General features: G+C 73.3%; 25 protein-coding genes and 1 pseudogene. 19 read left to right on the top strand and 7 right to left on the bottom strand.

Translation table 11 applies throughout. The features are described from left to right. Positions 1-20 precede the first annotated feature (20 nt). A complete protein-coding gene (locus tag MUE36_14115; GenBank protein ID MCU0312065.1) occupies positions 21-704 on the top strand; it encodes a chlorite dismutase family protein in 684 nt (227 codons plus the stop codon). Continuing rightward, positions 694-1,524: an ATP-dependent sacrificial sulfur transferase LarE gene (gene larE, locus MUE36_14110; GenBank protein MCU0312064.1), complete on the top strand. Its 831-nt coding sequence runs from the start codon at positions 694-696 to the stop codon at positions 1,522-1,524. The genes MUE36_14115 and larE overlap by 11 nt, the downstream gene beginning before the upstream one ends. Positions 1,525-1,534: 10 nt before the next feature. Here larE and MUE36_14105 read toward each other — a convergent pair whose 3' ends face one another. Continuing rightward, positions 1,535-2,032 carry a DUF427 domain-containing protein gene (locus MUE36_14105; protein MCU0312063.1) on the bottom strand — a complete coding sequence of 166 codons (498 nt, stop codon included), beginning with the start codon at positions 2,030-2,032 and terminating at the stop codon, positions 1,535-1,537. 20 nt (positions 2,033-2,052) lie between these two features. Between MUE36_14105 and MUE36_14100 the strand changes: the two genes are divergently transcribed. Then, on the top strand, positions 2,053-2,559 hold the full coding sequence (locus tag MUE36_14100; GenBank protein MCU0312062.1) for a hypothetical protein: 507 nt from the start codon (positions 2,053-2,055) through the stop codon (positions 2,557-2,559). Continuing rightward, entirely contained in the window at positions 2,556-2,879 is a 324-nt protein-coding gene (locus MUE36_14095; GenBank protein MCU0312061.1) for a hypothetical protein, read from the top strand. The genes MUE36_14100 and MUE36_14095 overlap by 4 nt, the downstream gene beginning before the upstream one ends. 18 nt (positions 2,880-2,897) lie before the next feature. Here the strand turns inward: MUE36_14095 and MUE36_14090 are convergent, their stop codons facing one another. Continuing rightward, positions 2,898-3,101 (bottom strand): hypothetical protein, encoded by a 204-nt coding sequence (locus MUE36_14090; GenBank protein ID MCU0312060.1) that lies wholly within the window; start codon positions 3,099-3,101, stop codon positions 2,898-2,900. 48 nt (positions 3,102-3,149) lie between these two features. On the opposite strand from MUE36_14090, the gene MUE36_14085 reads away from it, so the two are divergent. From MUE36_14085 to MUE36_14070, 4 genes are all read left to right on the top strand, one after another. Continuing rightward, a complete protein-coding gene (locus MUE36_14085) occupies positions 3,150-4,475 on the top strand; it encodes an FAD-dependent oxidoreductase (GenBank protein MCU0312059.1) in 1,326 nt (441 codons plus the stop codon). A gap of 67 nt (positions 4,476-4,542) precedes the next feature. Then, positions 4,543-4,881 carry a P-II family nitrogen regulator gene (locus tag MUE36_14080; protein ID MCU0312058.1) on the top strand — a complete coding sequence of 113 codons (339 nt, stop codon included), beginning with the start codon at positions 4,543-4,545 and terminating at the stop codon, positions 4,879-4,881. Between the two features lie 52 nt (positions 4,882-4,933). Further along, on the top strand, positions 4,934-7,234 hold the full coding sequence (locus MUE36_14075; GenBank protein ID MCU0312057.1) for a [protein-PII] uridylyltransferase: 2,301 nt from the start codon (positions 4,934-4,936) through the stop codon (positions 7,232-7,234). A 26-nt stretch (positions 7,235-7,260) separates the two neighbouring features. Beyond that, positions 7,261-7,962 (top strand): NUDIX hydrolase N-terminal domain-containing protein, encoded by a 702-nt coding sequence (locus tag MUE36_14070; GenBank protein MCU0312056.1) that lies wholly within the window; start codon positions 7,261-7,263, stop codon positions 7,960-7,962. 57 nt (positions 7,963-8,019) lie between these two features. Here the strand turns inward: MUE36_14070 and MUE36_14065 are convergent, their stop codons facing one another. Continuing rightward, entirely contained in the window at positions 8,020-8,898 is an 879-nt protein-coding gene (locus tag MUE36_14065; GenBank protein ID MCU0312055.1) for a PAC2 family protein, read from the bottom strand. Positions 8,899-8,979: 81 nt separating this feature from the next. On the opposite strand from MUE36_14065, the gene MUE36_14060 reads away from it, so the two are divergent. The 3 genes from MUE36_14060 to MUE36_14050 all read left to right on the top strand — a co-directional run bounded on the left by MUE36_14060 (position 8,980) and on the right by MUE36_14050 (position 13,307). Next, on the top strand, positions 8,980-9,429 hold the full coding sequence (locus MUE36_14060) for a GNAT family N-acetyltransferase (GenBank protein MCU0312054.1): 450 nt from the start codon (positions 8,980-8,982) through the stop codon (positions 9,427-9,429). A 129-nt stretch (positions 9,430-9,558) separates the two neighbouring features. Continuing rightward, positions 9,559-12,762: a methylmalonyl-CoA mutase family protein gene (locus tag MUE36_14055; protein ID MCU0312053.1), complete on the top strand. Its 3,204-nt coding sequence runs from the start codon at positions 9,559-9,561 to the stop codon at positions 12,760-12,762. Continuing rightward, the gene (locus MUE36_14050; protein MCU0312052.1) at positions 12,762-13,307 is read left to right on the top strand and encodes a MarR family transcriptional regulator; all 546 of its coding nucleotides are present in this window, start codon (positions 12,762-12,764) and stop codon (positions 13,305-13,307) included. Before MUE36_14055 ends, MUE36_14050 begins: the two co-directional genes overlap by 1 nt. Before the next feature lie 35 nt (positions 13,308-13,342). Here the strand turns inward: MUE36_14050 and MUE36_14045 are convergent, their stop codons facing one another. Next, the gene (locus tag MUE36_14045) at positions 13,343-14,158 is read right to left on the bottom strand and encodes an enoyl-CoA hydratase/isomerase family protein (protein MCU0312051.1); all 816 of its coding nucleotides are present in this window, start codon (positions 14,156-14,158) and stop codon (positions 13,343-13,345) included. Positions 14,159-14,187: 29 nt separating this feature from the next. Between MUE36_14045 and MUE36_14040 the strand changes: the two are divergent. The 4 genes and pseudogenes from MUE36_14040 to MUE36_14025 all read left to right on the top strand — a co-directional run bounded on the left by MUE36_14040 (position 14,188) and on the right by MUE36_14025 (position 17,789). Beyond that, positions 14,188-14,303: pseudogene (locus MUE36_14040) on the top strand (polymer-forming cytoskeletal protein). Then, positions 14,252-15,895: a YdiU family protein gene (locus MUE36_14035; protein MCU0312050.1), complete on the top strand. Its 1,644-nt coding sequence runs from the start codon at positions 14,252-14,254 to the stop codon at positions 15,893-15,895. The pseudogene MUE36_14040 and the gene MUE36_14035 overlap by 52 nt, the downstream one beginning before the upstream one ends. 68 nt (positions 15,896-15,963) lie before the next feature. After that, positions 15,964-16,521 carry a DUF1269 domain-containing protein gene (locus MUE36_14030; GenBank protein MCU0312049.1) on the top strand — a complete coding sequence of 186 codons (558 nt, stop codon included), beginning with the start codon at positions 15,964-15,966 and terminating at the stop codon, positions 16,519-16,521. Between the two features lie 161 nt (positions 16,522-16,682). Then, positions 16,683-17,789 (top strand): Fic family protein, encoded by a 1,107-nt coding sequence (locus MUE36_14025; protein MCU0312048.1) that lies wholly within the window; start codon positions 16,683-16,685, stop codon positions 17,787-17,789. Here MUE36_14025 and MUE36_14020 read toward each other — a convergent pair. Continuing rightward, on the bottom strand, positions 17,786-18,859 hold the full coding sequence (locus MUE36_14020) for a DUF1254 domain-containing protein (protein ID MCU0312047.1): 1,074 nt from the start codon (positions 18,857-18,859) through the stop codon (positions 17,786-17,788). The two genes, MUE36_14025 and MUE36_14020, sit on opposite strands and share 4 nt — an antisense overlap. Before the next feature lie 345 nt (positions 18,860-19,204). Between MUE36_14020 and MUE36_14015 the strand changes: the two genes are divergently transcribed. Both MUE36_14015 and MUE36_14010 read left to right on the top strand, forming a co-directional pair. Further along, positions 19,205-20,473, top strand: a complete 1,269-nt coding sequence (locus tag MUE36_14015; GenBank protein ID MCU0312046.1) for a hypothetical protein — start codon at positions 19,205-19,207, stop codon at positions 20,471-20,473. Further along, positions 20,470-20,841: a DUF2256 and DUF3253 domain-containing protein gene (locus MUE36_14010; protein MCU0312045.1), complete on the top strand. Its 372-nt coding sequence runs from the start codon at positions 20,470-20,472 to the stop codon at positions 20,839-20,841. The genes MUE36_14015 and MUE36_14010 overlap by 4 nt, the downstream gene beginning before the upstream one ends. A gap of 97 nt (positions 20,842-20,938) precedes the next feature. On the opposite strand, the gene MUE36_14005 is transcribed toward MUE36_14010, so the two are convergent. Continuing rightward, positions 20,939-21,424, bottom strand: coding sequence for a nuclear transport factor 2 family protein (locus tag MUE36_14005; GenBank protein MCU0312044.1), 486 nt, complete (start codon positions 21,422-21,424; stop codon positions 20,939-20,941). 147 nt (positions 21,425-21,571) lie between these two features. Next, positions 21,572-22,369 carry a bacteriorhodopsin-like gene (locus MUE36_14000; protein ID MCU0312043.1) on the bottom strand — a complete coding sequence of 266 codons (798 nt, stop codon included), beginning with the start codon at positions 22,367-22,369 and terminating at the stop codon, positions 21,572-21,574. Positions 22,370-22,476: 107 nt separating this feature from the next. Between MUE36_14000 and MUE36_13995 the strand changes: the two genes are divergently transcribed. Beyond that, positions 22,477-23,262 carry a helix-turn-helix domain-containing protein gene (locus MUE36_13995; GenBank protein MCU0312042.1) on the top strand — a complete coding sequence of 262 codons (786 nt, stop codon included), beginning with the start codon at positions 22,477-22,479 and terminating at the stop codon, positions 23,260-23,262. A 512-nt stretch (positions 23,263-23,774) separates the two neighbouring features. Further along, a partial coding sequence (locus MUE36_13990) for a hypothetical protein (protein MCU0312041.1) occupies positions 23,775-24,047 on the top strand: 273 nt, incomplete at its 3' end.

Raw genomic sequence — 24,047 nt, 5'->3', positions numbered from 1 at the left:
CTCGGCCGTACACTTCGGCCATGAGCGAGCCCGTGTCCCCGTCGGTCGGCCTGGGGGTGGTGCACCTGTTCTGCAAGGTGACGCCGCTCGCCGAGGCCGACGCCGTCGTCGCCGCCGTCGAGAAGGCCCAGGCGCACGGCGACCAGGTCGTCACCGTGGCCGTGCTCGGCCACAAGGCCGACCTGGCGTTCATGGCCCTCGGTCCCGACCTGTGGCGCCTCCGCGACCTCCAGGCCGCCCTCCAGGGCGCGGGGCTCGACGTGGTCGACTCCTACGTGTCGCTCACCGAGCTCAGCGAGTACGCCCAGGGGGTTCCCGAGCCGATGCGCCAGGCCCGCCTGCACCCCGACCTGCCCCCCGAGGGCAAGCCGGCGTGGTGCTTCTACCCGATGTCGAAGAAGCGCGAAGCCGACGCCAACTGGTTCACCCTGCCCTACGACGACCGCAAGGAGCTCATGTACGAGCACGGCGCCTCGGGGCGCACCTTCGCCGGGCGGGTGCTCCAGGTCGTCACCGGGTCGGCCGGCCTCGACGACTACGAGTGGGGCGTCACCCTCTTCGCCACCAACCCCGACGACCTCAAGGAGGTCGTGTACACGATGCGCTTCGACCGGGCCTCCGCGGTGTACGCCGAGTTCGGCCCCTTCTACACCGGCATGGTGGCGCCGGTCGGCGAGGTGCTCGCCCGTCTCGGTGTCGACTGAGCTCGTCGACGCCGACGTCGACCTCGACGAGGCCCTCGACCGGCTGCGACGACGCCTCGCCGACCTCGACCGGGTGGTCGTGGCCTTCAGCGGCGGCGCCGACTCGGCGTTCGTCGCCCGGGTCGCCCACACCACCCTGGGCGCCGACCGCTGCCTGGTCGTCACCGCCGTCTCGCCGTCCCTGGCCGGCGCGGAGCATGCCGACTGCGTGGCGCTCGCCGCCGAGTGGGGTCTGCGCTGGCAGGGGGTGGAGACCACCGAGATGACCGACGCCGCCTACCGCACCAACGACGGCGACCGCTGCTTCCACTGCAAGTCGGCGCTCATGGACGCGGTGGCGCCGATCGCCGCCGCCGAGGGCGCCACGGTCGTGCTGGGCGTGAACCTCGACGACCTCGGCGACCACCGGCCCGGCCAACGCGCCGCCGCCGAGGCCGGCGCCGTGTTCCCCCTCGTCGAGGTGGGCTTCACCAAGGCGATGGTCCGGGAGGCATCCCGCCAGCTCGGACTGCGCACCTGGGACAAGCCGGCCGCCGCCTGCCTGGCGTCACGGGTGCCCTACGGCACCGCCGTCACCGTCGACGTGCTGAGCCGTGTCGAACGGGCCGAGGCGGCGCTTCGCGGCCTCGGGTTCGGGGAGCTCCGGGTGCGCCACTACGACGACACCGCCCGCCTCGAGGTCCCCGTCGCCGACCTCCCGGCGGTCGTGGACCGCCGCGCCGAGGTGGTCGACGCCGTCCGGCGGTGCGGCTACCGCTACGTCACCCTCGACCTCGAGGGCCTGCGCTCGGGGAACCTCAACCAGGCCCTGGCGGACTGAGCCCGGCGGGTCACCAGCCCCAGGAACCGGCGCCGCCCTTGAACGGGCCCACCACCTTCGAGGTGACCCAGCCGCCGTAGAAGTCACCTTCGTTGGCCTCCACCCGCTCGTCGTCCACCCAGCAGCTGTCCATGCGCTGGGGGTAGAAGGAGACGTGGCCGGCGATGCCCGCGAACGCAGGGGTCGGTTCCGGGTAGCTCCACGCCGCGTCGACCGCGAAGGCGTCGCCCACCTGGACCGACCAGTACGAGGCCCGGCCCTTCCACTCGCACATCGAGCGGCGCTCCGACGGCACGAGGACCCCGTCGGCCACGTCGTCCAGCGGGATGTAGATGCCCGGCGCCTGGCTGGTCTCCAGCACCCGCACCGCGCGGTGGGTGTCGGCGATCATCCGGCCCCCGAACCACACCGTGACGTGGCTGTCGGTGGGCTCGACCCGGGGCGGGCGGGGGTAATCCCAGACGGACTCCTGGCCGGGGCCGGGTTCGATGCGTCGGGGGCGGGCCATGTCGGCCAGCATGGGGGGCGATGGAGCCCGATGCCAACCCGGGCGGGCCCTCGGCCGACGACCTCGCCGCCCTCGCCCGCTACGCCACCAGGCTGGCCGACGGCGTGGAGGCCGCCCTCCCCGGCTGGGTCGTGGCGACCGTTCGTCGGGTGCACCGGGCGCAGACGGCCGTGGACGCTCCGCCCGCGGTGCTCGCCGAGGCCGAGCGGGCCGGCGCGGAGGCCGCCGCCGAGGTCGGGCCGAGGGTGCGGGCGCTGTTGGCCACCGACGTCGACGCCCAGACCACCAACCCGCTGTCGGTGGTGCGCAGCGCCACCCGCTACCCGACCGAGGTGCTGCGCCGCGCCGGCGTCGCCCCCGTCGAGCGCGATCACACGGCGCAGCGCCAGTTCCCCGACGACGACTACGACCTCACCCCGGCGTCGTTCGCCGACCTCGACCCCGACCTGCACGAGCCGGGGCTGATCTGGGGCGCCGCGAAGGCCCACGTGCACCTCGCCCGCCGGCGCGCCGAGGGGCGGCGATGAGCGTCGTCGCCGTGATCGCGGACCTCATGGACCGTTCCCGCCTCACCGCCGTCGACGCCGACGTCACCTTCGTCCGCGACCACAGGGCGCTGACCGCCGCCCTCGAGGGGAGCGACGCCGGGGCGGTCACCGTGGTGGTGGACCTGGCCCGACCCGACGCCCTGGACTCCGTCGGCGCGGCGGCCTCGGCAGGGGCGCGGGTGATCGCCTACGGGTCCCACGTCGAACGGGACCGCCTCGACGCCGCCCGCCGGGTCGGGGCCGAGGTGCTGGCCCGCTCGGCCTTCTTCTCCCGCCTCGCCGACCTGCTCACCAGCTGACCGGCTGAGGGCGCCGCGTCAGTCGTCGTCGTCCTCGTCGGCGATCCGCCAACCGGCTTCGCTGACGGCCCGCGCCTCGAGGAACACGCAGTCGTCGGGGCAGGCGAACGGCGCCTCCAGGTTGGCCCCGAGGCGGCAGCGCTGCACGAGGTCACCGGTGCCGGTGCTGCGGCTCGAATAGTGACGGCAGTCGTCGCGCACGGCCATGCCGAAGTCTGGCACCCGCCGGGGCCCGTCCGGTGCCGACGGATCGGGCGTTAGCGTCGGGGCATGGCTGAGCGACTGGTGGTGATCGGCGGTGACGCGGGCGGGATGGCGGCGGCATCGGGGGCCCGGCGGGCCCGCCCCGATCTCGAGATCGTGGTGTTCGAGAAGGGGGTGCGCACCAGCTACGCGGCGTGCGGCATCCCGTTCCACGTCGGCGGCGAGGTGCCCGACGTGGAGTCGCTGGTCGCCCGCTCCCCCGAGGCCTTCCGCAGCCGCCAGGACATCGACGTCCGCCTCCGCCACGAGGCCGTCGCCATCGACCTCGACGCCCGCACGGTCGAGGCCCGCGACCTCGACGGCGAGACGAACGTGGTGCTGGACTTCGACCAGCTCATGTACGGCGCCGGGGCCCGGCCGGTGCGCCCGGACTGGCCCGGCGTCGACCTCCCCCACGTGCACATGGCCCACACCCTCGCCGACGCCAGCGGGCTGGCCACCGCCGCGGCCGGGATCGCCGGGCGACCCGTCGCGGTGGTGGGCGGCGGGTACATCGGCCTCGAGATGGCCGAGGCCTTCCTCGCCCGCGGCGCCCGGGTCACGGTGTTCGACATCGCCCCGCAGCTGCTGCGCAACCTCGACGCCGACATGGCGGCGCTCGTCGCCGCCGAGGCCGAACGCCTGGGGGTCGAGCTGCTCCTCGAGCACCACATCTCGGCCATCGAGGCCGACCGGGTGGTGACCGAGAAGGGGGAGTTCCCGGCCGACCTGGTGGTCCTCGGCATGGGCGTCACCCCGAACGGCGAGCTGGGCGCGGCCGCCGGGCTGGCCACCGGGGTGCGCGGCGCCCTCGTCGTCGACGACCACCAGCAGGCCGCCCCCGGGGTGTACGCCGCCGGCGACTGCTGCGAATCGGTGCAGCGGGTGACGGGCCGGCCGACGTGGATCGCCCTCGGCACCGTGGCGAACAAGCAGGCCCGGGTCGCCGGCGCCAACCTGGGCGGCGGCGACGCGACGTTCCCCGGGGTCCTCGGCACGGCGATCACGAAGCTGTGCGACACCGAGGTCGCCCGGACCGGGCTCACGATGGCCGAGGCCGCCGACGCCGGGATCGACGCCGTCGCCACCGTGGCCGAGGCCAGCACCAGGGCGCACTACTTCCCCGGCAACGGGCCGATCACGGTGAAGCTCGTCCACGAGCGCGGCACCCGGCGGCTCCTCGGGGGGCAGATCGTCGGCGCGCCGGGCTCCGGCAAGCGCATCGACACCGTCGCCACCGCGCTCTGGGCCGGGCTGGCCGTCGACGACCTGGTCAACCTCGACCTCGCCTACGCCCCGCCCTTCTCGCCGGTCTGGGACCCGATCAACACCGCCGCCCGGCGAGCCGACTGAGCGGCGACCCCCTGCGGCAAGGGCGGGCGGTTCGCCCGCACCGGAGGTCCCGCGGGAGACTCCGGGCATGAAGCTGATCACCGCCATCGTGAAACCGAACATGCTCGACCGCGTGAAGGACACGCTGAAGGAGGCCGGCGTGAACGGTCTCACCGTCGAGGAGGTGAGAGGCGTCGGACGCCAGGGCGGAAAGACCGAGATCTACCGCGGTGCGGAGTACGTCGTCGACCTCCTCCCCAAGGTGCGCATCGAGATGGTCGTGGCCGACGACCAGGTCGATCGTGTCGTCGGCGCCATCTGCGCGAGTGCCCGTACGGGCAACATCGGGGATGGCAAGGTGTGGGTCAGCCCGGTCGACCAGATCGTGCGCATCCGCACCGGCGAGCTCGGCCCCGACGCCGTCTGACGCTCGCGGCGACACGGTCGCCGACGTCCTCCGCCCCGCCACCGGGAGAACCGTGACCCCCCGCCTCGACCGCCAGAGCGTCCTCGACGACCCGACCCTGCGGGGCACCGAGCTGTGCCGGGCCCTGTCCGACGCCGTCGACCGGTGGATGGAGGCGCTGTGGGTGCACGCCGGCGCTCCGGCGACGGGGGCCGCCCTCGTCGCCGTCGGGGGCTACGGCCGAGCGGAGCTCGCCCCGGGGAGCGACATCGACGTGTACCTGCTGCACGACAGCGCCGTCGACGTGCACGACCTGGCCCAGAAGATCTGGTACCCGGTCTGGGACGAGAACCTCAAGCTCGGCCACGCGGTGCGCACCGTGAAGGAGACGCTGAGCCTCGCCGCCGACGACCTCGACACCGCCACCGCGGTCCTGACGGTCCGCCTCGTCGCCGGCGACGCCCGCCTGGCCGACGAGCTGGCCGAGAAGGGCCTCGCCCTCTGGGAGAAGCGCAGCCGCCGGTGGCTGGGCGAGCTCTCGACGCGGGTCGCCGACCGCCACGCCGACGCCGGCGAGGTGGCCTTCCTCCTCGAACCCGACCTCAAGGACGGTCGGGGCGGCCTGCGCGACGTCCATGCCATCCGGTGGGCGGAGAAGGCCCAGGCCGCCCTGCTCGACGGCGACAGCGCCGAGATCGACGCCGCCTACCTGACCCTGCTGTCGGCCCGGGTCGAGCTGCACCGGCGCACCGGACGGGCCGGCGACCGGCTCCTCCTCGAGGAGCAGGACGGGGTGGCCGCGGCGCTCGGCTACGCCGATGCCGACGCCATGATGCGCTCCCTGTCGTCGGCCGCCCGGTCGATCGCGTGGGTGAGCGACGACCTGTGGGCCCGCGTCGACTCGTCGCTGGAGGGCATGTTCCGGCGCCGGTTGTTCCGGGACCGCGACGTGGCTCCCGGGGTCATCCTGCGCGAAGGCACGGTGCAGCTCGCCCTGGGCGCCGACCCGGCCACCGACCCGCTGCTCGTGCTGCGCGTGGCCGTGGCCGCGGCGCGCCACGACGCCCGCATCGAGCGCAGCACCCTGAACCGCCTCGCCGGCGCGGCGCCCATCGAGACCCCGTGGTGCGAGGAGGCCCGCCGGCTCTTCGTCGAGCTCTTCCTCACCGGGCGACCGGCGGTGGAGGTCGTCGAGACGCTCGACCAGCGCGGGCTCTGGGAGCCGATCATCCCCGAGTGGTCCGACGTGCGCTGCAAGCCCCAGCGCAACGCCTACCACCGCTTCACCGTCGATCGTCACCTCGCCGAGGCGGCGGCCAACGCCGCCGACGTCGTCGACCGGGTCGACCGTGCCGACCTGCTCGCGGTGGGGGCCCTGCTGCACGACATCGGCAAGGGCTACCCCGGCGACCACGTCGAGGTGGGCATCGAGAAGGTGGCGGTCATGGGACCCCGGATGGGCTTCACCGACGCCGAGACGGCGACGCTGCAACAGATGGTCCGCCACCACCTGTTGCTGCCCGACGTGGCGACGCGGCGCGACCTCTCGGACGACGACACCATCGCCCACGTCGCCGAGGCCGTCGGCGACCTCACCACCCTCCGCCTCCTCGACGCGCTGACCGAGGCCGACTCGCTGGCCACCGGTCCCGCGGCCTGGGGGACCTGGAAGGAGGAGCTGGTGGCGGTGCTCGTGTCGCGGACGGCCCACGTGCTCGAGGGCGGGGAGCTGGCCGAGGTGGCGTCGGCGGCCTTCCCCAACCCCGGCCACCTGGCGCTGCTGGCGCAGCGCCGGCGCATCATCGAGGCGGTCGACGACCGCCTCACCGTGGTCTTCCCCGACCGGCCGGGGATGTTCGCCCGGGTGGCGGGCGTGCTGTCCCTGCACGGCCTCCAGGTCCTCGAGGCGGCGGTCCACACCGACGAGCACGGCATGGCCCTCGAGGCGTTCCGGGTCGAGCCGGGCTTCGGCACGACCATCCCCTGGGACCGGGTGATCCGCGACATCGAACGGGCCCTCGACGGACGCCTGGCCCTGGAGGCCCGGCTGGCCGAACGAGCCCGGGTGTACGCCCGCCCCCGGCGCCTCCCGGGTCTCATCACCGCGCCGGAGGTGATCGTCGACAACGCCCTGTCCCGCTCGGCCACCGTGATCGAGGTCCGGACCCCCGACACCATGGGTGTCCTGTGGCGCATCACCCGGTCGTTGCACGACCTCGACCTGGGCGTCACGTCGGCCAAGATCCAGACCATGGGCACCGACGCCGTCGACTCGTTCTACGTGACCGACGCCGAGAACCGGAAGGTCACCGACAGCGTGTACCTCGAGGAGGTCGAGCGGGCCCTGCTCTTCGCGCTGGGCGACGTGGGCTGACCCCGCCGCCGGTAGTTTCTGGGGCCATGAGCGACGCGGCTGGCGACGATCCGGCGGTCACCCCTCAGGACCTCGTCCGTTGGAGCGAGGCCCTGGCGGGAGTGGCCCGGACCGGCCTCGGCTTCACCGAGAGCCTGTACGAGCGGGAGCGCTTCGAGGAGGTGCTCGGGATCGCCGCCGACATGCGCGTCGCCGCCGGGAGCGCCTACGACGCCGAGTCGCTGGTGCACGAGTGGATGAGCTCGGTCGGCCACGGGGTGCCCGGCTACCAGACGCCCAAGGTGGCGGTGGGCGCGGTGGTCGGCAACGAGGCGGGCGAGATCCTGCTGGTCCAGCGGGCCGACTCGGGCGTGTGGCTCTACCCCACGGGGTGGGCCGACATCGGCTACTCGGCATCGGAGGTGGCGGTCAAGGAGGTGGCCGAGGAGACCGGCATCGAGTGCGAGGTCGTGCGCCTCGTCGCGGTCCTCGACGGCCTGCGCCAGGGGTTCACCCGCATCCCGCTGTACTCGCTGGTCTTCCACTGCCGGGCCGTGGGCGGCGAGCTGACCGCCCACCCTCTCGAGTGCCGCGACGTGGGGTGGTTCCCCCTCGACGACCTCCCTCCGCACACCGTGGGCGTGCAGCAGTGGGGTGAGATCGCCCGCCAGGCGCTCAGCGGCGGCCCGGTCGACGTGCACTACGACCGGCCCCGGTCCCCCATGTGGCGGGGCATGCACGACCTCTGACCGGGTGGCCCGCCGCCCGGCACCGGGTGGGTCGAGGTCGGGTCGGTCGAGGTCGGGTCAGTCGAGGTCACGGAGGAACTTCTCGACCTCGTCGACGAGGCTCTCCCCGTCGTTGATCGAGTCGGGCTCGGTGTCGTAGCGCTGTTCGAGCTGGGCGACGTACTCGATGGTCTCGTCGTCCTCGCCGACCAGCTCGGAGACCTGCTGTTCGTAGGTGGCGGTGGCCAGCTCGAGCTCGGGAGCGGGGATGGCGACGTCGAGCAGCCGCGCCGCCCGCTCGACCAGCGCCAGCGCCGCCTTGGGCGAGGGTGCCGACGGCACGTAGGTGGGCACCGCCGCCCACAGCCCGGCGGAGCGCAGGCCGGCGGCATGGCAGGCGGTGTGCAGCACGCCGGTCATGCCGGTGGGGCCCTCGTAGCGCGAGGGGACGAGGTCGAGCTCGCCGACGAGGTCGTCGTCGTAGGCGGTGCCGAACACCGACACCGGCCGCGAGTGGGGGACCTCGGCGAGGAGGGCACCGAAGGTGACGACCATCCGCACGTCGTAGGTCCGGGCGACGGCGATGACGTGGTCGCAGAAGGTACGCCAGCGCAGTTGGGGCTCGACCCCGACGAGCGTGATCACGTCGAGGTCGGCGCCGAGCACCGACGCGGCGGCGAAGACGTTCTCGGGCCAGTCGACGGTGCGGCTGCCGTGGTCGTCGAAGCGCACGGTGGGGCGGGTGTCGGTGAAGTCGAAGAAGACCTCGGGGTCGATCGAGGCGAAGGGACGGGCGGACCAGTGCCGGCCGAGGAACTGCACCGCGGTGGTGGCCGCGTCGCCGGCGTCGCTCCACCCCCCGAACGCCACCAGCATCACCGGTCGGCGCAGGGCGGGGCGGGCGTCCCAGCGCAGGTGCTCGTGGGGCTCCGGGGTGCCACCGGGTCGATCGGCCATCGCCCCGGAGGCTACCGGAGCGGCCCGGACCGACCTCGCGGTCCCGCCCGACCCGCGCCCGGTGCGGGGTACGGTCGGCCGGTGACCTCCATCGAGATCGTCGAGGCCGTCGACGTGACCCCGGAGCTGGTCGAGGCGTTCGGCCGGCTCGTCCCGCAGCTCTCGTCGTCCAACCCGCCGCCCACCGCGGAGGAGCTCGGCGCGATCGTCGGGTCCGAGGCCAGCGTGCTGCTGGTGGCGGTGGACCGGGACACGGGCGATCGCATCGTGGGCAGCCTCACGTTGGCCTGGTTCCGCATCCCCACCGGGGTGCGGGCGTGGATCGAGGACGTGGTCGTCGACGGCGAGGCCCGGGGCCGGGGGGTGGGTGAGGCGCTGAACCGCCACGCGCTGGAGGTCGCCCGCGGCCTCGGTGCGAGGACCGTCGACCTGACGTCGCGGCCGAGCCGGGAGGCGGCCAACCGCCTCTACCGACGCCTCGGCTTCGTGGCCCGGGAGACCAACGTCTACCGGTTCGACCTGACCACCTGACCCGGTCCCACCGACCCGGACGTCCCGACCGTCCTGACCGGCCCGGCCCGCCGACCGGCGGGGGCCGCAGCCCCTGGTCAGATGGTTGGACGTCCGAGTATCGTACGGGCGACGGAAGGGACGGTTCCGGTGACCGAGCTGCACACCCCGACCCACCCGCTGCGGGTGGTCACGGCCACGTCGCTGTTCGACGGCCACGACGCCGCCATCAACGTGATGCGCCGCATCCTCCAGAGCCAGGGCGCCGAGGTGATCCACCTGGGTCACAACCGCTCGGTGGCCGAGATCGTCGACGCCGCCGTGCAGGAGGACGTGCAGGCGGTCGCGGTCAGCTCCTACCAGGGCGGCCACGTCGAGTTCTTCCGGTACCTCGTCGACCTGCTGCGTGAGCGTGGCGCCGGCCACATCCGCGTGTACGGCGGGGGCGGCGGCGTGATCGTGCCGGAGGAGATCGAGGAGCTGCACCGCTACGGGGTGGCCCGGATCTTCTCCCCCCAGGACGGGGCACGGTGGGGCCTGGCGGCGATGGTCAACGTGATCGTGCGCGAGTCCGACGTCGACCCCCTGGCCGAGGGGCCCAAGGTCTCCGTGGAGGCGGTCGCCGCCGGGCAGGTGGGATCGCTCGCCAGGATGATCACCGCGCTCGAGCTGGACGCCGTCGACGCCGACACCCGAGCCGAGCTGGCCCGGGCCGCCGCCGACCGCACGATGCCCGTGCTCGGGATCACCGGCACCGGCGGCTCCGGGAAGTCGTCGCTCACCGACGAGGTGCTGCGGCGCTTCCGCCTCGACCAGGACGATCGCCTGCGCATCGCCGTGATCGCCGTCGACCCCACCCGTCGACGGACCGGAGGGGCCCTGCTCGGCGACCGCATCCGCATGAACGCCATCGACGGCGGGCGTGTCGTCTTCCGGTCGCTCGCCACCCGCTCCGGGCGCTCGGAGGTGCCCTCCTGCCTCGACGACGTGCTCCTCGCCTGCCGCGCCGCCGGGTACGACCTCACGATCGTCGAGACCCCCGGCATCGGCCAGGGCGACGCCGGCATCGTCGACCACGTCGACACCTCCCTCTACGTGATGACCCCCGAGTTCGGGGCGGCCAGCCAGCTCGAGAAGATCGACATGCTCGACCTGGCCGACGTCGTGGCCGTCAACAAGTTCGACCGCCGCGGCGGGGCCGACGCGCTCCGCGACGTCCGCCGCCAGTTCGCCCGCGACCGCGGGCTGTTCACCGCCGACCTCGACGAGCTGCCGGTCTTCGCCACGATCGCCGCGCAGTTCGACGACGACGGCGTGACCGCCCTCTACCAGCACCTGCGCGACGTGCTCGCGGCGAAGGGTCTCGCCGTCACCGAGGGTCGGCTGGACCCGGTCACGACGCGCGCGTCGTCCCGGACGACGGTGGTGGTGCCCCCCGACCGGGTGCGCTACCTCGCCGAGATCGCCGCCACGGTGCGCGCCCACCACGCCGGGACGGCCCGACTCGCCGAGGCGGCCCGGGCCGCCCAGCGCCTCACCTGGGCCGAGACCCACCTCGCCGCCCTCGGGGCCGACCCGGGCGGTCTCCCCGCGGCCGCCGAGGCGGCCCGCGCCGCCGTTCCCGACGCCGTGCGGGCCGAGATCGCCGGGTGGCCGGAGGTCGTCGAGCGCCTCCACCGGCCCGACCACGCCCGCCCGTCGCTGTCGGGCACGCCGGTCCCCCGGGTGGCCGTGCCCGCCTTCGCCGACGACGGCGACCTCGTCACCTTCCTGCGCTCGGAGAACCTGCCCGGCCGGTTCCCGTTCACCGCCGGCGTGTTCGCCCTCAAGCGCGACGACGAGGACCCGACGCGGATGTTCGCCGGCGAGGGCGACGCCTTCCGCACCAACCGCCGCTTCCACCTGCTGTCGGCCGGGCTGACCGCCACCCGCCTCTCGACGGCGTTCGACTCGGTGACGCTCTACGGCTGCGACCCCGCCGAACGGCCCGACATCTACGGCAAGGTGGGCAACGCCGGGGTGTCGGTGTGCACCCTCGACGACGTGAAGGTCCTCTACGACGGGTTCGACCTTTGCGACCCGGCCACGTCGGTCTCGATGACGATCAACGGGCCGGCGCCGACCGTCCTGGCCATGTTCCTCAACGCCGCCGTCGACCAGCGTCTGGACCGCTTCACCGCCGACCACGGTCGCCCCCCGACCGCCGTGGAGGCCGACGAGGTGCGCGCCGAGGCGCTGCGCACCGTGCGAGGCACGGTGCAGGCCGACGTCCTGAAGGAGGACCAGGGCCAGAACACCTGCATCCTCTCGACGGAGTTCGCCCTCCGGCTGATGAGCGACGTGCAGGAGTGGTTCGTCGCCAACGACGTGCGGAACTTCTACTCGGTGTCCATCTCCGGCTACCACATCGCCGAAGCGGGCGCGAACCCGATCTCCCAGCTCGCCTTCACCCTGGCCAACGGGTTCACGTACGTCGAGTCGTTCCTGGCCAGGGGCCTGGCCGTCGACGCGTTCGCCCCCAACCTGTCGTTCTTCTTCAGCAACGGCATGGACCCCGAGTACACGGTGCTCGGCCGCGTGGCCCGGCGCATCTGGGCGGTGGCGATGCGGGACCGCTACGGCGCCGGCGAACGGGCGCAGAAGCTGAAGTACCACGTCCAGACCTCGGGCCGGTCGCTGCACGCCCAGGAGATGGACTTCAACGACATCCGCACCACGCTGCAGGCCCTCATCGCCGTCTACGACAACTGCAACAGCCTCCACACCAACGCGTTCGACGAGGCGGTGACCACCCCGACCGAGTCGTCGGTGCGACGGGCGCTGGCCATCCAGATGATCATCAACCGCGAGTGGGGGCTCGCCACCAACGAGAACCCCAACCAGGGCTCCTACGTCATCGACGAGCTCACCGCCCTCGTCGAGGAGGCGGTCCTGGCCGAGCTCGAGAGGATCAGCGAACGGGGTGGCGTGCTCGGGGCCATGGAGCTCGGCTACCAGCGGGGCCGCATCCAGGACGAGTCGATGCGCTACGAGCAGATGAAGCACGACGGCTCGCTGCCGATCGTCGGGGTCAACACCTTCACGAACGAGGAGGCCGAGGGCGACGCCGCCACCCGGCCGCTCGAGCTGGCCCGGTCGACCGACGAGGAGAAGCACCGCCAACTGGAGCGCCTGGCCGACTTCCGGCGCCGCCACGACGCCGACCGCCCCGCGGCGCTGGCCCGGGTGCAACAGGCGGCCCTGCGCGGGGAGAACGTCTTCGCCGAGCTCATGCACGCCGTGCGCTGTTGCAGCCTGGGCGAGATCACCGAGGCCCTCTACGAGGTCGGCGGGCGCTACCGCCGCAACGTCTGATGGTCGAGCGAGGCGCCGACCCCCGAACGCTCGGGTTCGACCCCATCGCCGAAGCCCGCCGTCAGTGGGAGGAGCGGGGCTGGGACCAGGCCGCACCGGGCATGGAGGTGGTGACCTCGGTGATGCGGGTGCACCAGCTCGTCCTCGCCGCGGTCGACGAGGTGCTCGAGCCGCTCGGGCTGACCTTCGCCCGCTTCGAGGCCCTCGCCCTGTTGTCGTTCACCGCCAGGGGCGAGCTCCCCCTCGGCAAGCTCGGCGCCCGCCTGCAGGTGCACCCGACCAGCGTGACCAACGCCGTGGACCGCCTGGAGCGCGAAGGCCTGGTCCGGCGTGTCCCCCACCCCGGGGACCGACGCACGACCCTGGCCCGCGTCACGCCGAAGGGTCGCCGGCTGGCCCGACGCGCCACGGAGGCACTCAACGAACAGGTCTTCGCGGCGCTCCCCCTGTCGGGGGCCGAGCTCGACCGCACTGCCGCCGCCCTGCGTCGCCTGCGGGCGGCGACCGGCGACCCCGACGCCACGGGCGCGCCCCGGACCCGCTGAGACGGGGCGGCGGCGCCCCCGGCGGCCGGACGCCGTCAGCGCAGGCGCCACTCCACCCGACGGCCGGCCGCGAACTCGGCCTGGTTGTCCTGGAGGACATCGAGGTCGGTGCCGATGTTCGTGTAGAGGTAGCCGAGCTCGATGGCCTGGCTGCGGGGCACCTCCTGGGCCATCCAGATCGCCCGCAGGGTGCCCTGCACGACCAGCGGCGGAGCCGAGGCGATGGCCTCCGCGGCCCAGGTGGCGGTGGCCTCGAGGTCCTCCTTGGGCACGACCTGGGTGACGAGGCCGACCTCGCTGGCCTTCTGGGCCGACATGCGCTCGTGGGCCCCGAGCAGGGCCAGGCGCAGGACCTCCTGGAGGGGCATCTTCTGGAGCAGGTGGATGGGCTCGTAGGCCGCCGTCATGCCGTAGGTGACGTGGGGGTCGAAGAACGTGGCGTGGTCGGCGGCGATCACGAAGTCGACCTCACCGAGGAAGTAGAACGCCCCGCCGCAGGCCATGCCGTTCACCGCGGCGATGACCGGCTTCCAGAGCTCGTTGGACTTCGGCCCGAGGTGGTGGCCCGGGTCGTCGTACCACCACTGGGTGACGTAGCCGGGCTTCTTGCCCTGCTGCATCTCCTCGTTGCCGATGGTCTCGGAGCGGTCGATGCCGACGCAGAAGGCCTTGTCGCCGGTGGCGGTGAGCACCGCGCAGTTGACGTCGTCGTTGCGCATGATCGACTTCCAGATCGCCGACAGCTCCTCCTGCATCTTCAGGTTGAAGGCGTGGAGCACCTCGGGGCGGTTCAACGTCACCCAGGCGACGCCGTTGCGCTCCTCGTACAGGACCGTCTCGAACTCGGGCATCGGCCGAGCATAGGACCCGGGCCCGCGGTGCCCGACCGTCGATCCCGGTCGCGCCGATCCCGATCGGCGACCGGCACCGGTACCGTGCCCGGCATGGCCATCGCCCCCTCCGAGGCCGCCGGCACGGCCCCGGTCACCGACCTCGACCGCCTCGCCTTCGACAACCGGTTCACCCGCGACCTCCCGGCCGACCCGGACCCGGAGAACCGCCGGCGCCAGGTGCACGGCGCGGCGTACTCCCGGGTGCGGCCCACCCCGGTGGCCGCCCCCCGCACACTGGCCTGGTCGCCGGAGCTGGCCGGGCTGCTGGGACTGAGCGCCGAGGTGTGCGACTCGGACGACTTCGCGGCGGTCTTCTCGGGGTCGCGGGTGCCGACCGGCGCCGACCCGTTCGCCATGGCCTACGCCGGCCACCAGTTCGGCAGCTTCGCCGGCCAGTTGGGCGACGGGCGGGCGATCGCCCTGGGCGAGGTCGTCGCCGTCGACGGGAGCCACCAGATGCTCCAGCTGAAGGGCGCCGGGCCGACCCCCTACTCCCGCACGGCCGACGGGCGGGCGGTGCTGCGCTCGTCGCTGCGCGAGTACCTGTGCAGCGAGGCGATGGCCCACCTGGGCATCCCCACCACCCGCGCGCTGTCGTTGGTGGCCACCGGTGAGGACGTCGTGCGCGACATCCTCTACGACGGCCGGCCGGCCCCCGAACCGGGCGCGGTGGTGTGCCGGGTGGCGCCGTCGTTCACCCGCTTCGGCACGTTCCAGCTCCCGGCGTCGCGCGACGACATCGACCTGCTGGGTCGCCTCGTCGACCACACGGTGCGCCACGACTTCGCCGACCTGTCCCCCGCCTGGGGCGCGGCTGCGACCGAGTACGTGCCGGCGCTGTTCGCCGAGGTGTGCCGGCGCAGCGCCGAGCTGGTCGTCGACTGGATGCGGGTGGGCTTCGTCCACGGGGTCCTGAACACCGACAACATGTCGATCCTCGGGCTGACCATCGACTACGGGCCCTACGGGTGGCTCGAGGACTTCGACCCCGGCTGGACGCCCAACACCACCGACGCCGGCACCCGCCGCTACCGCTACGGCGCCCAGCCCCAGGTGGTGCACTGGAACCTGTTGCAGCTCGCCAACGTGCTCATCGCGCTGACCGACGACCCCGACCCGCTCCAGGAGGGCCTCGACGGCTACGCCCGGGCGTACTCGGACGGCTTCCGGACCATGACCGCGGCCCGGCTCGGGTGGGGTGCGCCCGCCGACGGCGACGACGAGCTGGTGGAGGGCCTGTACGCGGTGCTCACCAGCACCGAGATCGACCAGGTGCGCTTCCACCGCGACCTGGCCGACGTGCCGGTCGACCCCGACGGTTCGCTGCCGGACCGGGCGCTGCTCGAGCCGTTGGCGGCGGCCTGGTACCGGCCCGAGGAGATGACCGGTGAGGTGGCCGAGGCGCTGGCCGCGTGGCTGCGGCGCTGGGGTGCCCGGGTGGTGGCCGGCGGATTCGACGACGCCCAGCGGCGGGCCCGCATGGACGCCCTCAACCCCCTGTTCGTGCCGCGCAACTACCTCGCCCAACAGGCCATCGACGCCGCCGAGGCGGGTGACCTCGGCGAGCTGCACGAGCTGCTCGACGTCCTGCGCCGCCCCTACGACGACCAGCCCGGACGGGAACGCTTCGCCGAGCGCCGCCCCGACTGGGCCCGCGACCGGGTGGGGTGCTCACAACTGTCCTGCTCGAGCTGACCTCGTCGGGGACGGCCGCGTACTGTTCGCCTCGTTCGTCGCCCACCGCACACGAAGGAGCCGTTCCCATGGCCGAGCAGGATCCGCAGTCCCTGGTGGTCCTCGGGTTCAAGGACCAGATGGCCGCCGACGAGATGCTCGTCGCGCTGCAGCGGATGACGGGGGAAGGCACCCTGTTGCTCCGCGACGCCGTGTTCGTCACCAAGAACGACAAGGGGAAGATCAAGGTCGTCCAGACCACCGATCCCTCGCCGGGCCAGGCCGCGTGGGGAGGTGCGTTCTGGGGTCTGCTGTTCGGCATCTTGTTGTTCGTCCCGGTCATCGGGATGGCGATCGGTGCGGGGACGGCGGCGCTGATCGCCAAGTTCGTCGACACCGGGATCTCCGACGACTTCGTGAAGCAGCTCCGCCAGGACATCGAACCCGGCAACGTGTACCTGGCGGTGCTGGTCAGCCACGTCAACGCCGACAAGGCCCTCGAGGAGATGAAGCGCTACTCGGGGATGGCGACGGTGATCACCACCACGCTGCCCGCCGAGGGCGTGGAGAAGCTCGAGGCGGCGCTCGGCGAGGTCGAGGTCACCCACGGCGTCTCCGAGGAGGAGTCCACCATCGCCCCGGCCTGACCCGGACGAGCGCCGGCGGCGTTGCGGCCACGGCCGGCCGGGTCGGGACCCTCGGGGGCCCGACCGGGCCGGCCGCCGCCGAGGCTCGACCACCGCGGGTTGAGAAGGGAAACGGCCGCTAAACTTTCTCAACTGGCTGGGTTGGGAAAGGGTGGCGTGCGATGCGGACCGTCGAGGTGGCCTGGCAGGGGCGCACGGTGGCCGCCGCCTTCCCCGAGCCGTTGGTGGGTCGCCGGTGGCAGTGGACGGAACGCACGGTGCGCGCCGTGGAGCGGGCCCGGGCCGAGACGCTCGTCGCCGGGGAGCTGGCCGGCGGCGGGTTGGAGGTGGCGGCGCGGCTGCTGTTGCGCTCGGAGGGGGTGGCGTCGTCGGCCATCGAGGGGGTGCGGGCCCCGGTCGCCGACGTGGCGGTGGCCCGGGCCGAGCCTGCGGCGGTCGGCGAGACGGCGGCGTGGGTGGCCGACAACCTGGCGGTGGTGGACGAGGCGGTGGCCGACACGGCGCCGCTCACCACCGAGCGGTTGCACGGGTGGCACACCCGGTTGATGCGGCACGGGTCGCTCGCCGCCGACCTGGTTGGGTCGTGGCGTGATCGGTTGGTGTGGGTGGGGGGCGCCAACCCGTTGGTGGCCCGGCACGTGGGCACGCCGCCGGACCTGGTCGACGGGTGCATGGCCGACCTGATCGCCTTCGCCAACGGCTCCGAGCTCGACGCGGTCTCCACCGCGGCGTTGGTGCACGCCCAGTTCGAGACGATCCACCCGTTCGCCGACGGCAACGGCCGCCTCGGGCGGGTGCTGGTCGGGTGGGTGCTGGCCCGACGCATCCCGGTGCGGGTGCCGCCGCCGGTGTCGTTGGTGATGGCCCGCGACATCGGCGGCTACTTGTCGGGGCTGCACCTGTTCCAGGACGGCCGGATCGATCTGTGGGTGCGGTGGTTCGCCGAGGCGGTGGAGGCGGCGGCGGGCCGGGCTCGGGTCGCGTTGGGCACGGTGCGCGAGGTCGTGGCGGGGTGGGACGACGCCGTCGCTCCCCTGCGGGCCGATGCCGCCGCCCGGCGGCTGGTGCCGTTCCTGCTCGAGCACCCGGCGCTCACCACCGGTTCGGTGCGTGGCCTGTTGGACGTGTCGGCGCCGACGGCACGCACGGCGCTCGACGAGCTGACCCGGCTGGGCGTGCTGGTCGACCTCGGCCCCATCCCCGCCGGCCCCGGCCGCCCGTCGCGCTGGTGGGTCGCCCAGTCGGTGCTCGACCTCCTCGGCCCCTAGGGAAACGTTCGGGCGAGGGCGGGGACGTCGGCCGTCGGGACGAGGCGGCAGCGGGGTTGGTCGGCGGGGTCGGCGTGGAGCCAGCGGAAGAACATGGTGCCGACGTGGTGGCCGCTGGTGTCGAGCCAGTTGGGGTGGCCGGGGTCGCCGTCGGCGAGGACGAGGCGGACCGATCCGTCGGCCTCGGGGACGACCTGGCGGTCGTTGAGGTTGGTGCGGCGGTCGGGGAAGCACTGGAACCAGCGGTCGCACACCTGCAGCGCCCAGTAGTCGGTGGCTGGTGGGGTGAGCTCGACGACGAGGGCCTGGCCGGCGGGGACGTGCCACCAGGTGAAGGAGTACATGACGTCGGGGTTGGGGATGGCGGCGGCGATGTCGTCGGGGGTCTGGCGCACGAACGTGTTGGGGGTGGCCCGGCGTTCGGGGGTCCACAGCCGGTTGAGCTGGGCGTTCCAACGGATCGACCGGGCTGCGTTGGCCACCCGGGCCTCGACGCCGACGACGGTGGGCCGCACGGGGGCGGGCGCGGGCCGGGTCGCCTCGGCGGATGCGGTCGGGTGGACGGGGTCGATGGTCCAGTGGCCGCGGGCCTGGGTGGCGCGGTCGTGGAAGTACTGGCGCACGATGACCCGGGCGGCGTCGGGGTGGGAGAGCTCGTAGGTGAAGGTGCCGTCGGGGGCGGCGAGGTCGTCGACGTCGACGGAGTCCACGATGCGGACCGCGCCGGTGTCGGTGGTGGTGCCGTAGACGGTGATGCCGACGAACGTGGCCCCGCCACGGGTGCCGGTCACCCGGTAGGGGGTGTCGGGCAGGACCAGGGCGACGTCGTAGTCGATGTCGGGCCCGGCGGCACCGAGGTGGCGGACCGACTCGAGCATGGGCAGGAACGCCGGCCGCTCGGGGTCGAAGGTCAGCAGCGAGCTCTCGCTGACCGCGGTGAGGATGCGCATCACGTACTGGTGCCCGTCGGCCGCCTCCCGCTCGTTCAGCGGGTCAGGGTCGTGCTCGATCCGCTCGACGGCGAACGCCACCGCTGCGGCCAGCTGGGCCCACGCGTCGTCCATGGTCATGGCCGGGACGCTAGTGAGGGTGTCGGTTGTGGCTCGGCGTTCGGGCTCAGACAGCCGACACCGAAGGCCAGCCGGAGTCGAGGCCCACGCCCCACGTGGAGCTGGTGGAGCATCTCCCGCGGATCGAGCACTGCCGGCGAGAACGGACCGGGAACCAGCTCTCGGACGGTTCGCCGGACCCGCTCCCCAGGACCCTCGAAGTCGACCACGGCGTCAGGGGCGAGCTCCAGCATCACCTGCCGGCACGCGCCATACGGCGGGCCGGGTTCGCGACGCCGCCGCGACCCCGACGGCACCGCGGCCACGACTCGGCCGACCGGCTGGCGGTCGGGAACACTCCATCTCATGGCCGCGGACATCTCGACGGGTGTGCCGGCCCCCGCCACCGGTGAGGACACCGCGGTGCCGTTCGTCGCGCGCCATCTCCGCCACCTCGTGTGCGACGACGTGCGGGGTGCGGTCGGGTTCCGGGGCGGGCAGGCCGCCGCCGACGCCGCCCTCGCCGCGTTCGACGTCACCGGGTACGCGGCACGACGCAACCAGGTCGCCCCCGCCTCCGCCCGGGGCGCGTCGCAGCTCTCCCCCTACATCCGCCACGGCCTCCTCGGCCTGCGCGACGTGTGGGACCACGTGGCCGGCGGTCCGGCCCGAGACGTCGCCAAGTTCCGCGACGAGCTGCTCTGGCAGGAGTACGGCCGCCACCTCTACGCCCGCCTCGGCCCCCGCACCGGCCGGGCATTGCGCCGCGACCTCACCCCGCCCGCACCCGGCGCGTCGACCGAGACGGCGGCACGCCAGAGCACCGACCCGTGGGACACCGACCTGGCCTGCGTGGCCATGGTGATGGACGAGCTCCACACCCGGGGCTGGCTGGTCAACCAGACCCGCATGTGGATGGCCAGCCACTGGTCGGTCCGCCACGGCGCACCGTGGCGCGACGGCGAGGACCGCTTCTTCGCCCACCTGCTCGACGGGTCACGCGCCGCCAACCGCCTCGGCTGGCAGTGGACGACCGGCATCGGCTCGTCGAAGCCCTACGGGTTCTCCCGCAGCCAGGTCGAGCGGCGGGCCCCCGGGCTCTGCGGGCAGTGCCCGCACCGTGACCGCTGCCCGATCCAGGAGTGGCCCGATCCCCCGGCCCACCGGGCCGTCGACCGCCCCGCCGCCCTGCGTGCCGACCCCCGCCCCGGGTTCACCGCCGGTCCCGACACCGTCGAGACCACCGGAGTCGCCGACACGGTGTGGCTCACCGCCGAATCGCTGGGGAACGACGACCCCGCCCTCGCCGCCCACCCCGCCCTCCCGGTCGTCTTCGTGTTCGACGAGCCGCTGCTGGCCCGGCTGCGCCTGTCGTCCAAGCGGCTGGTGTTCCTCGTCGAGACCCTCGCCGAGCTCGGCACCACCCGCGACCTGACCGTCGCCGTCGGCGACCCCGTCGCCGTGCTCGCCGGACGTCGCCTCGCCGTCACCCACGCCCCCGTGCCGGGCTTCCGCACCCGGGCACGACGACTGGACGTCGTCGAGACCCACCCGTGGCCGTGGCTGGTCCGCCCGCCCTCCGGGTCGCTGGCCTCCTTCAGCGCCTGGCGCCACCAGATCCGGCTCCCGTCATGACCCCCGAGCCCAAGACGTGCGCCTCGTGTGGGCGGACGATGACCTGGCGCAAGGCGTGGGCGGCGGACTGGGACGAGCGTCGGTACTGCTCCGAGCGGTGCCGGCGGCGGCGGGTCCGGCCCGTGGACACCGCCCTCGAAGAGGCCATCCGCACGCTGCTCGACCAGCGCGCGGCCACCGCCACCATCTGCCCCAGCGAGGCCGCCCGCGCCGTCGACCCCGACGGGTGGCACGACCTCATGGAACCGGCCCGCTCCGCCGCCCGCCGCCTCGTCGCCGCCGGCGAGGTCCAGATCACCCAGGGCGGCAAGGTCGTCGACCCCTCCACCGCCAAGGGCCCCATCCGGGTCCGTCGGACCCGCCCCTGATCTGATCACGACCTGGTCGTGAGCTGGCGAACCACCTGCGGCGCCACGGCCGGCATCGCCCGGGAGCGGAGGCGGGCCGGCCGGGGCGCCGGGTTGGTCAGCTCGCCGCCCGCAGGCCCTCAGGGACGTCAGCGCTCAGCACCGACGCGTGCCAACGGGCCTCGCGCCAGCCGTCGGGCGTCGACTTCCACACGATCGTGGCGATGCAGTCGAACGTCGCCGTGAGACCAGCCGCGGTGAGGGTCTGGCGGAACTCGAGCACCGAGAACCCGAGGTCGTCGGCGATCGTGGCGTCATAGGCCAGGATCTCGCTGTCGGTGTCGGCGTCGAGCGCGGTGAGGGTGGCGAAGAGGTCACCGAACCACCCCTCCCACTCGTCACGGGAACGCACCGCCACCGACCCGCCGGACGGATCGACGTCCACGATCCCGAAGTCGTCGTCACACAACGCAGCGAGCGTCTCGAAGTCGTGGTCGCGCACGCAACGCAGCAACGTGCACGTCTCGGCGAAGAACGGGCGGCCCTCGAGCTCGGGGTACGGACGGTCGAGCGGCGAGGTGGGGACGAGCTGGGTGACGTTCATCGGTGGGCTCCGATCGGGAAGGGCGGCTCGGTGACGAGCCGGGGAGGAGGGGACGGCCGGCCCGGGAGCACCCGGGCGGGCCGATGGGGCGGGTGCACGGCCCCGGTCCGGCGAACGGACCGGACCGGGGCCGCACCGGGGGGACCGTCAGACCCTGTCGACCTCGGACGCACGGGGCAGCCCTTCGGCCACCAGCTCGTCGTCGGCACGGGACTTCGTCAGGGCGATGGACAGGATGAGGATCCCGAACAGCGGCTTGGCCAGCACGTCGGCGACGGAGTAGCCGACCTGGCGCACCACCTCGGCGGTGGCCTCGTCGCTGATCACCGACGGGGCGATGTAGGCCAGCGGGTACACACCCCAGGTGATGAGCACGATGTAGCGCAGGGCGTCCACCAGCTTGCGCACCCGCGGGCTCTGGCGGTCGAGCGACCGACCGAGCTCCACGAACAGCACGTAGAGGATATAGAGGAACGGGATCGTCGACAGGATCCCGAACACCGTGCGGGTGGCCGAATCCGCCGCCGCGATCTCGCCCGGGTAGCCGAGGCCGATCATCAGCACCGCCGCCACCGTGAGGCGGATGATGAGGCTGCGGGTCGTGTCCTTGGCCAGCTTCAGCACGAGCACCAGCTCCGCCAGCAGCAGCGGCACCGTGAGGAGCCAGTCGACGTAGCGGTAGCCCTCGTTGAACGGCGGGCCGTCCTGGACGAACCGGCCGTCGGTGAACGTGAAGGCGTCGGCCCACGAGTTGAAGATCCGCAGGTAGTGGTACAGGGCGATGGCCACCACGAGCGTGGAGATCGTGACGGCGATCCGGTAGGTCACGTGGACCTGGTTGCGCATCAGGAGGAACAGCAGCAGCGATGCACCCATCGCCGCGATGGTGAACGAGAAGGCGTTGTAGACCAGGTCGTACTGACCCTGGCTGAGTTCGAGTGGCATGAGCATCTCCTTGGGAGCATTTCGGGTTGCCACACCGTTTCAGCATTGTTTAGTTCTAATTATTCCCGTTCAGTTCCCAATTCGCCGGTGCGGTAGCGTCGGGGGTCGTGGACGGCGACAGCGATAGCGACAGCGACTCCGTCGACCTGGCCACCGCCGCCGAGCAGCTCGGCGTCCACTACCAGACCGCCTACAAGTGGGTTCGCGCCGGCACGCTGCCGGCCCGTCGGGTCGGCGGCCGCTACCTCCTCGACCCCGCCGACGTGGCCCGCCTCGCCGACGAGCGCACCCGGCCCGCTCCCCCACCCCGACGCCGCCCCCGCCGCGGCTTCGACGACCTCGCCGCCCGCATGCAGACCGCCCTGCTCGACGGCGACGAGCGCACCGCCCGCTCCCTCGTCGACGGGCTCGTGCGCGACGGCGTGCCGCTCACCGACGCCATCCAACAGGTCATCGCCCCCGGGCTGCGCCACATCGGCACCGAGTGGCACGACGGCCGCCTGCCCATCTGGGTCGAGCACCGCGCCGCGGCGATCGTCGACCGCATCCTCGGCGAGCAGCACCCCACCCCCCGCGGCCGCCGGCGCGGCACCGCCGTCGTCGCCGCCCTCTCCGGCGACACCCACACCCTGCCCACCTCCATGGCCGCCGCCGCCCTGCGCGAGGACAACTGGCGCGTCCACCACCTCGGCGCCGACATGCCCCCCGACGAGCTCGTGCGCTTCGGCGCCGAGCACCCCGTCGACCTCGTCGTGCTGACCGTCACCGTGCCCGAGGTCGCCGACGACGCCGCCGCCACCGCCGCCCGCCTCGAGGCCGACGGCGTGCGCACCCTCGTCGGCCGCCCCGGCGCCACCCTCACCGACCTCGTCACCGACGCCCGCGCCCGCTGACCCGGTGCCCGGTCGGCGGTCGGGGGTCGGGGGTCGGGGGTCGGGGGTCGGCGGTCGGCGGTCGGAGGTCGGAGGTCGGGCTGACGGGTAGCGGTCGAGGGGTCGACGGGTGGATGGGACGCCGAACCCCCGGTTCCCCGATCCGGGCCGGTCGAAGAGAACTTCCCCGTGGGGGTTGCGAACTGGCGTTCGTCGTACTACAGTTCGGGTTCTTCCCCTTTCGGGGCCGCTCCTCGAGTCGGTGCCCGCCCGTTCGTTCGAGGTCGAGGAGCACGGCGATGGCCGTCGGGGAAGCCACCACGAGCACACCAGCCGGTGCGGCGACCGCCGACCAGACATTGGCGTCGTCACCCGGTTCGTCCACCCCGGGACCCTCGAACGGCGCACCCTCGGGTGCCGGACGCTCGACTGCCGCACCTTCCGGTGCCCGGTCGTCCGGTGCCGGACCCTTCGGTGCCCGGTCGTCCGGTGTGCGCGCTGCGACTGCTGCTCGCCCTGCTGCCGGGTCGGCGGTGCTGGTCGACGCGCTGTTGTCGACCGTGCGGGCGCACTTCGGGGTCAACGACGGCGAATGGGCTCGCCTCGACGCCGCCGGTCTCCGAGCGGCCGCCGAGGGGCTGCAGCGGGGCCTGTCGGCGCTGGAGCACCAACAACGCGAGGTGCTGCGGTTGATCGACGACCACCGAGCCTTCACCGTCGACGGATCCCGCGACGCCGCCGACTGGTCAGCGAACAACCTCGGCATCACCCGCAAGGCGGCCAACGACCGCCTGCGCCTGGGACGC

The sequence above is a fragment of the Acidimicrobiales bacterium genome, from assembly GCA_025455885.1.
Taxonomy (GTDB): Bacteria; Actinomycetota; Acidimicrobiia; order Acidimicrobiales; family Acidimicrobilacustridaceae; genus Rhabdothermincola_A.
This window is presented reverse-complemented; position numbering and strand designations above follow the sequence as displayed.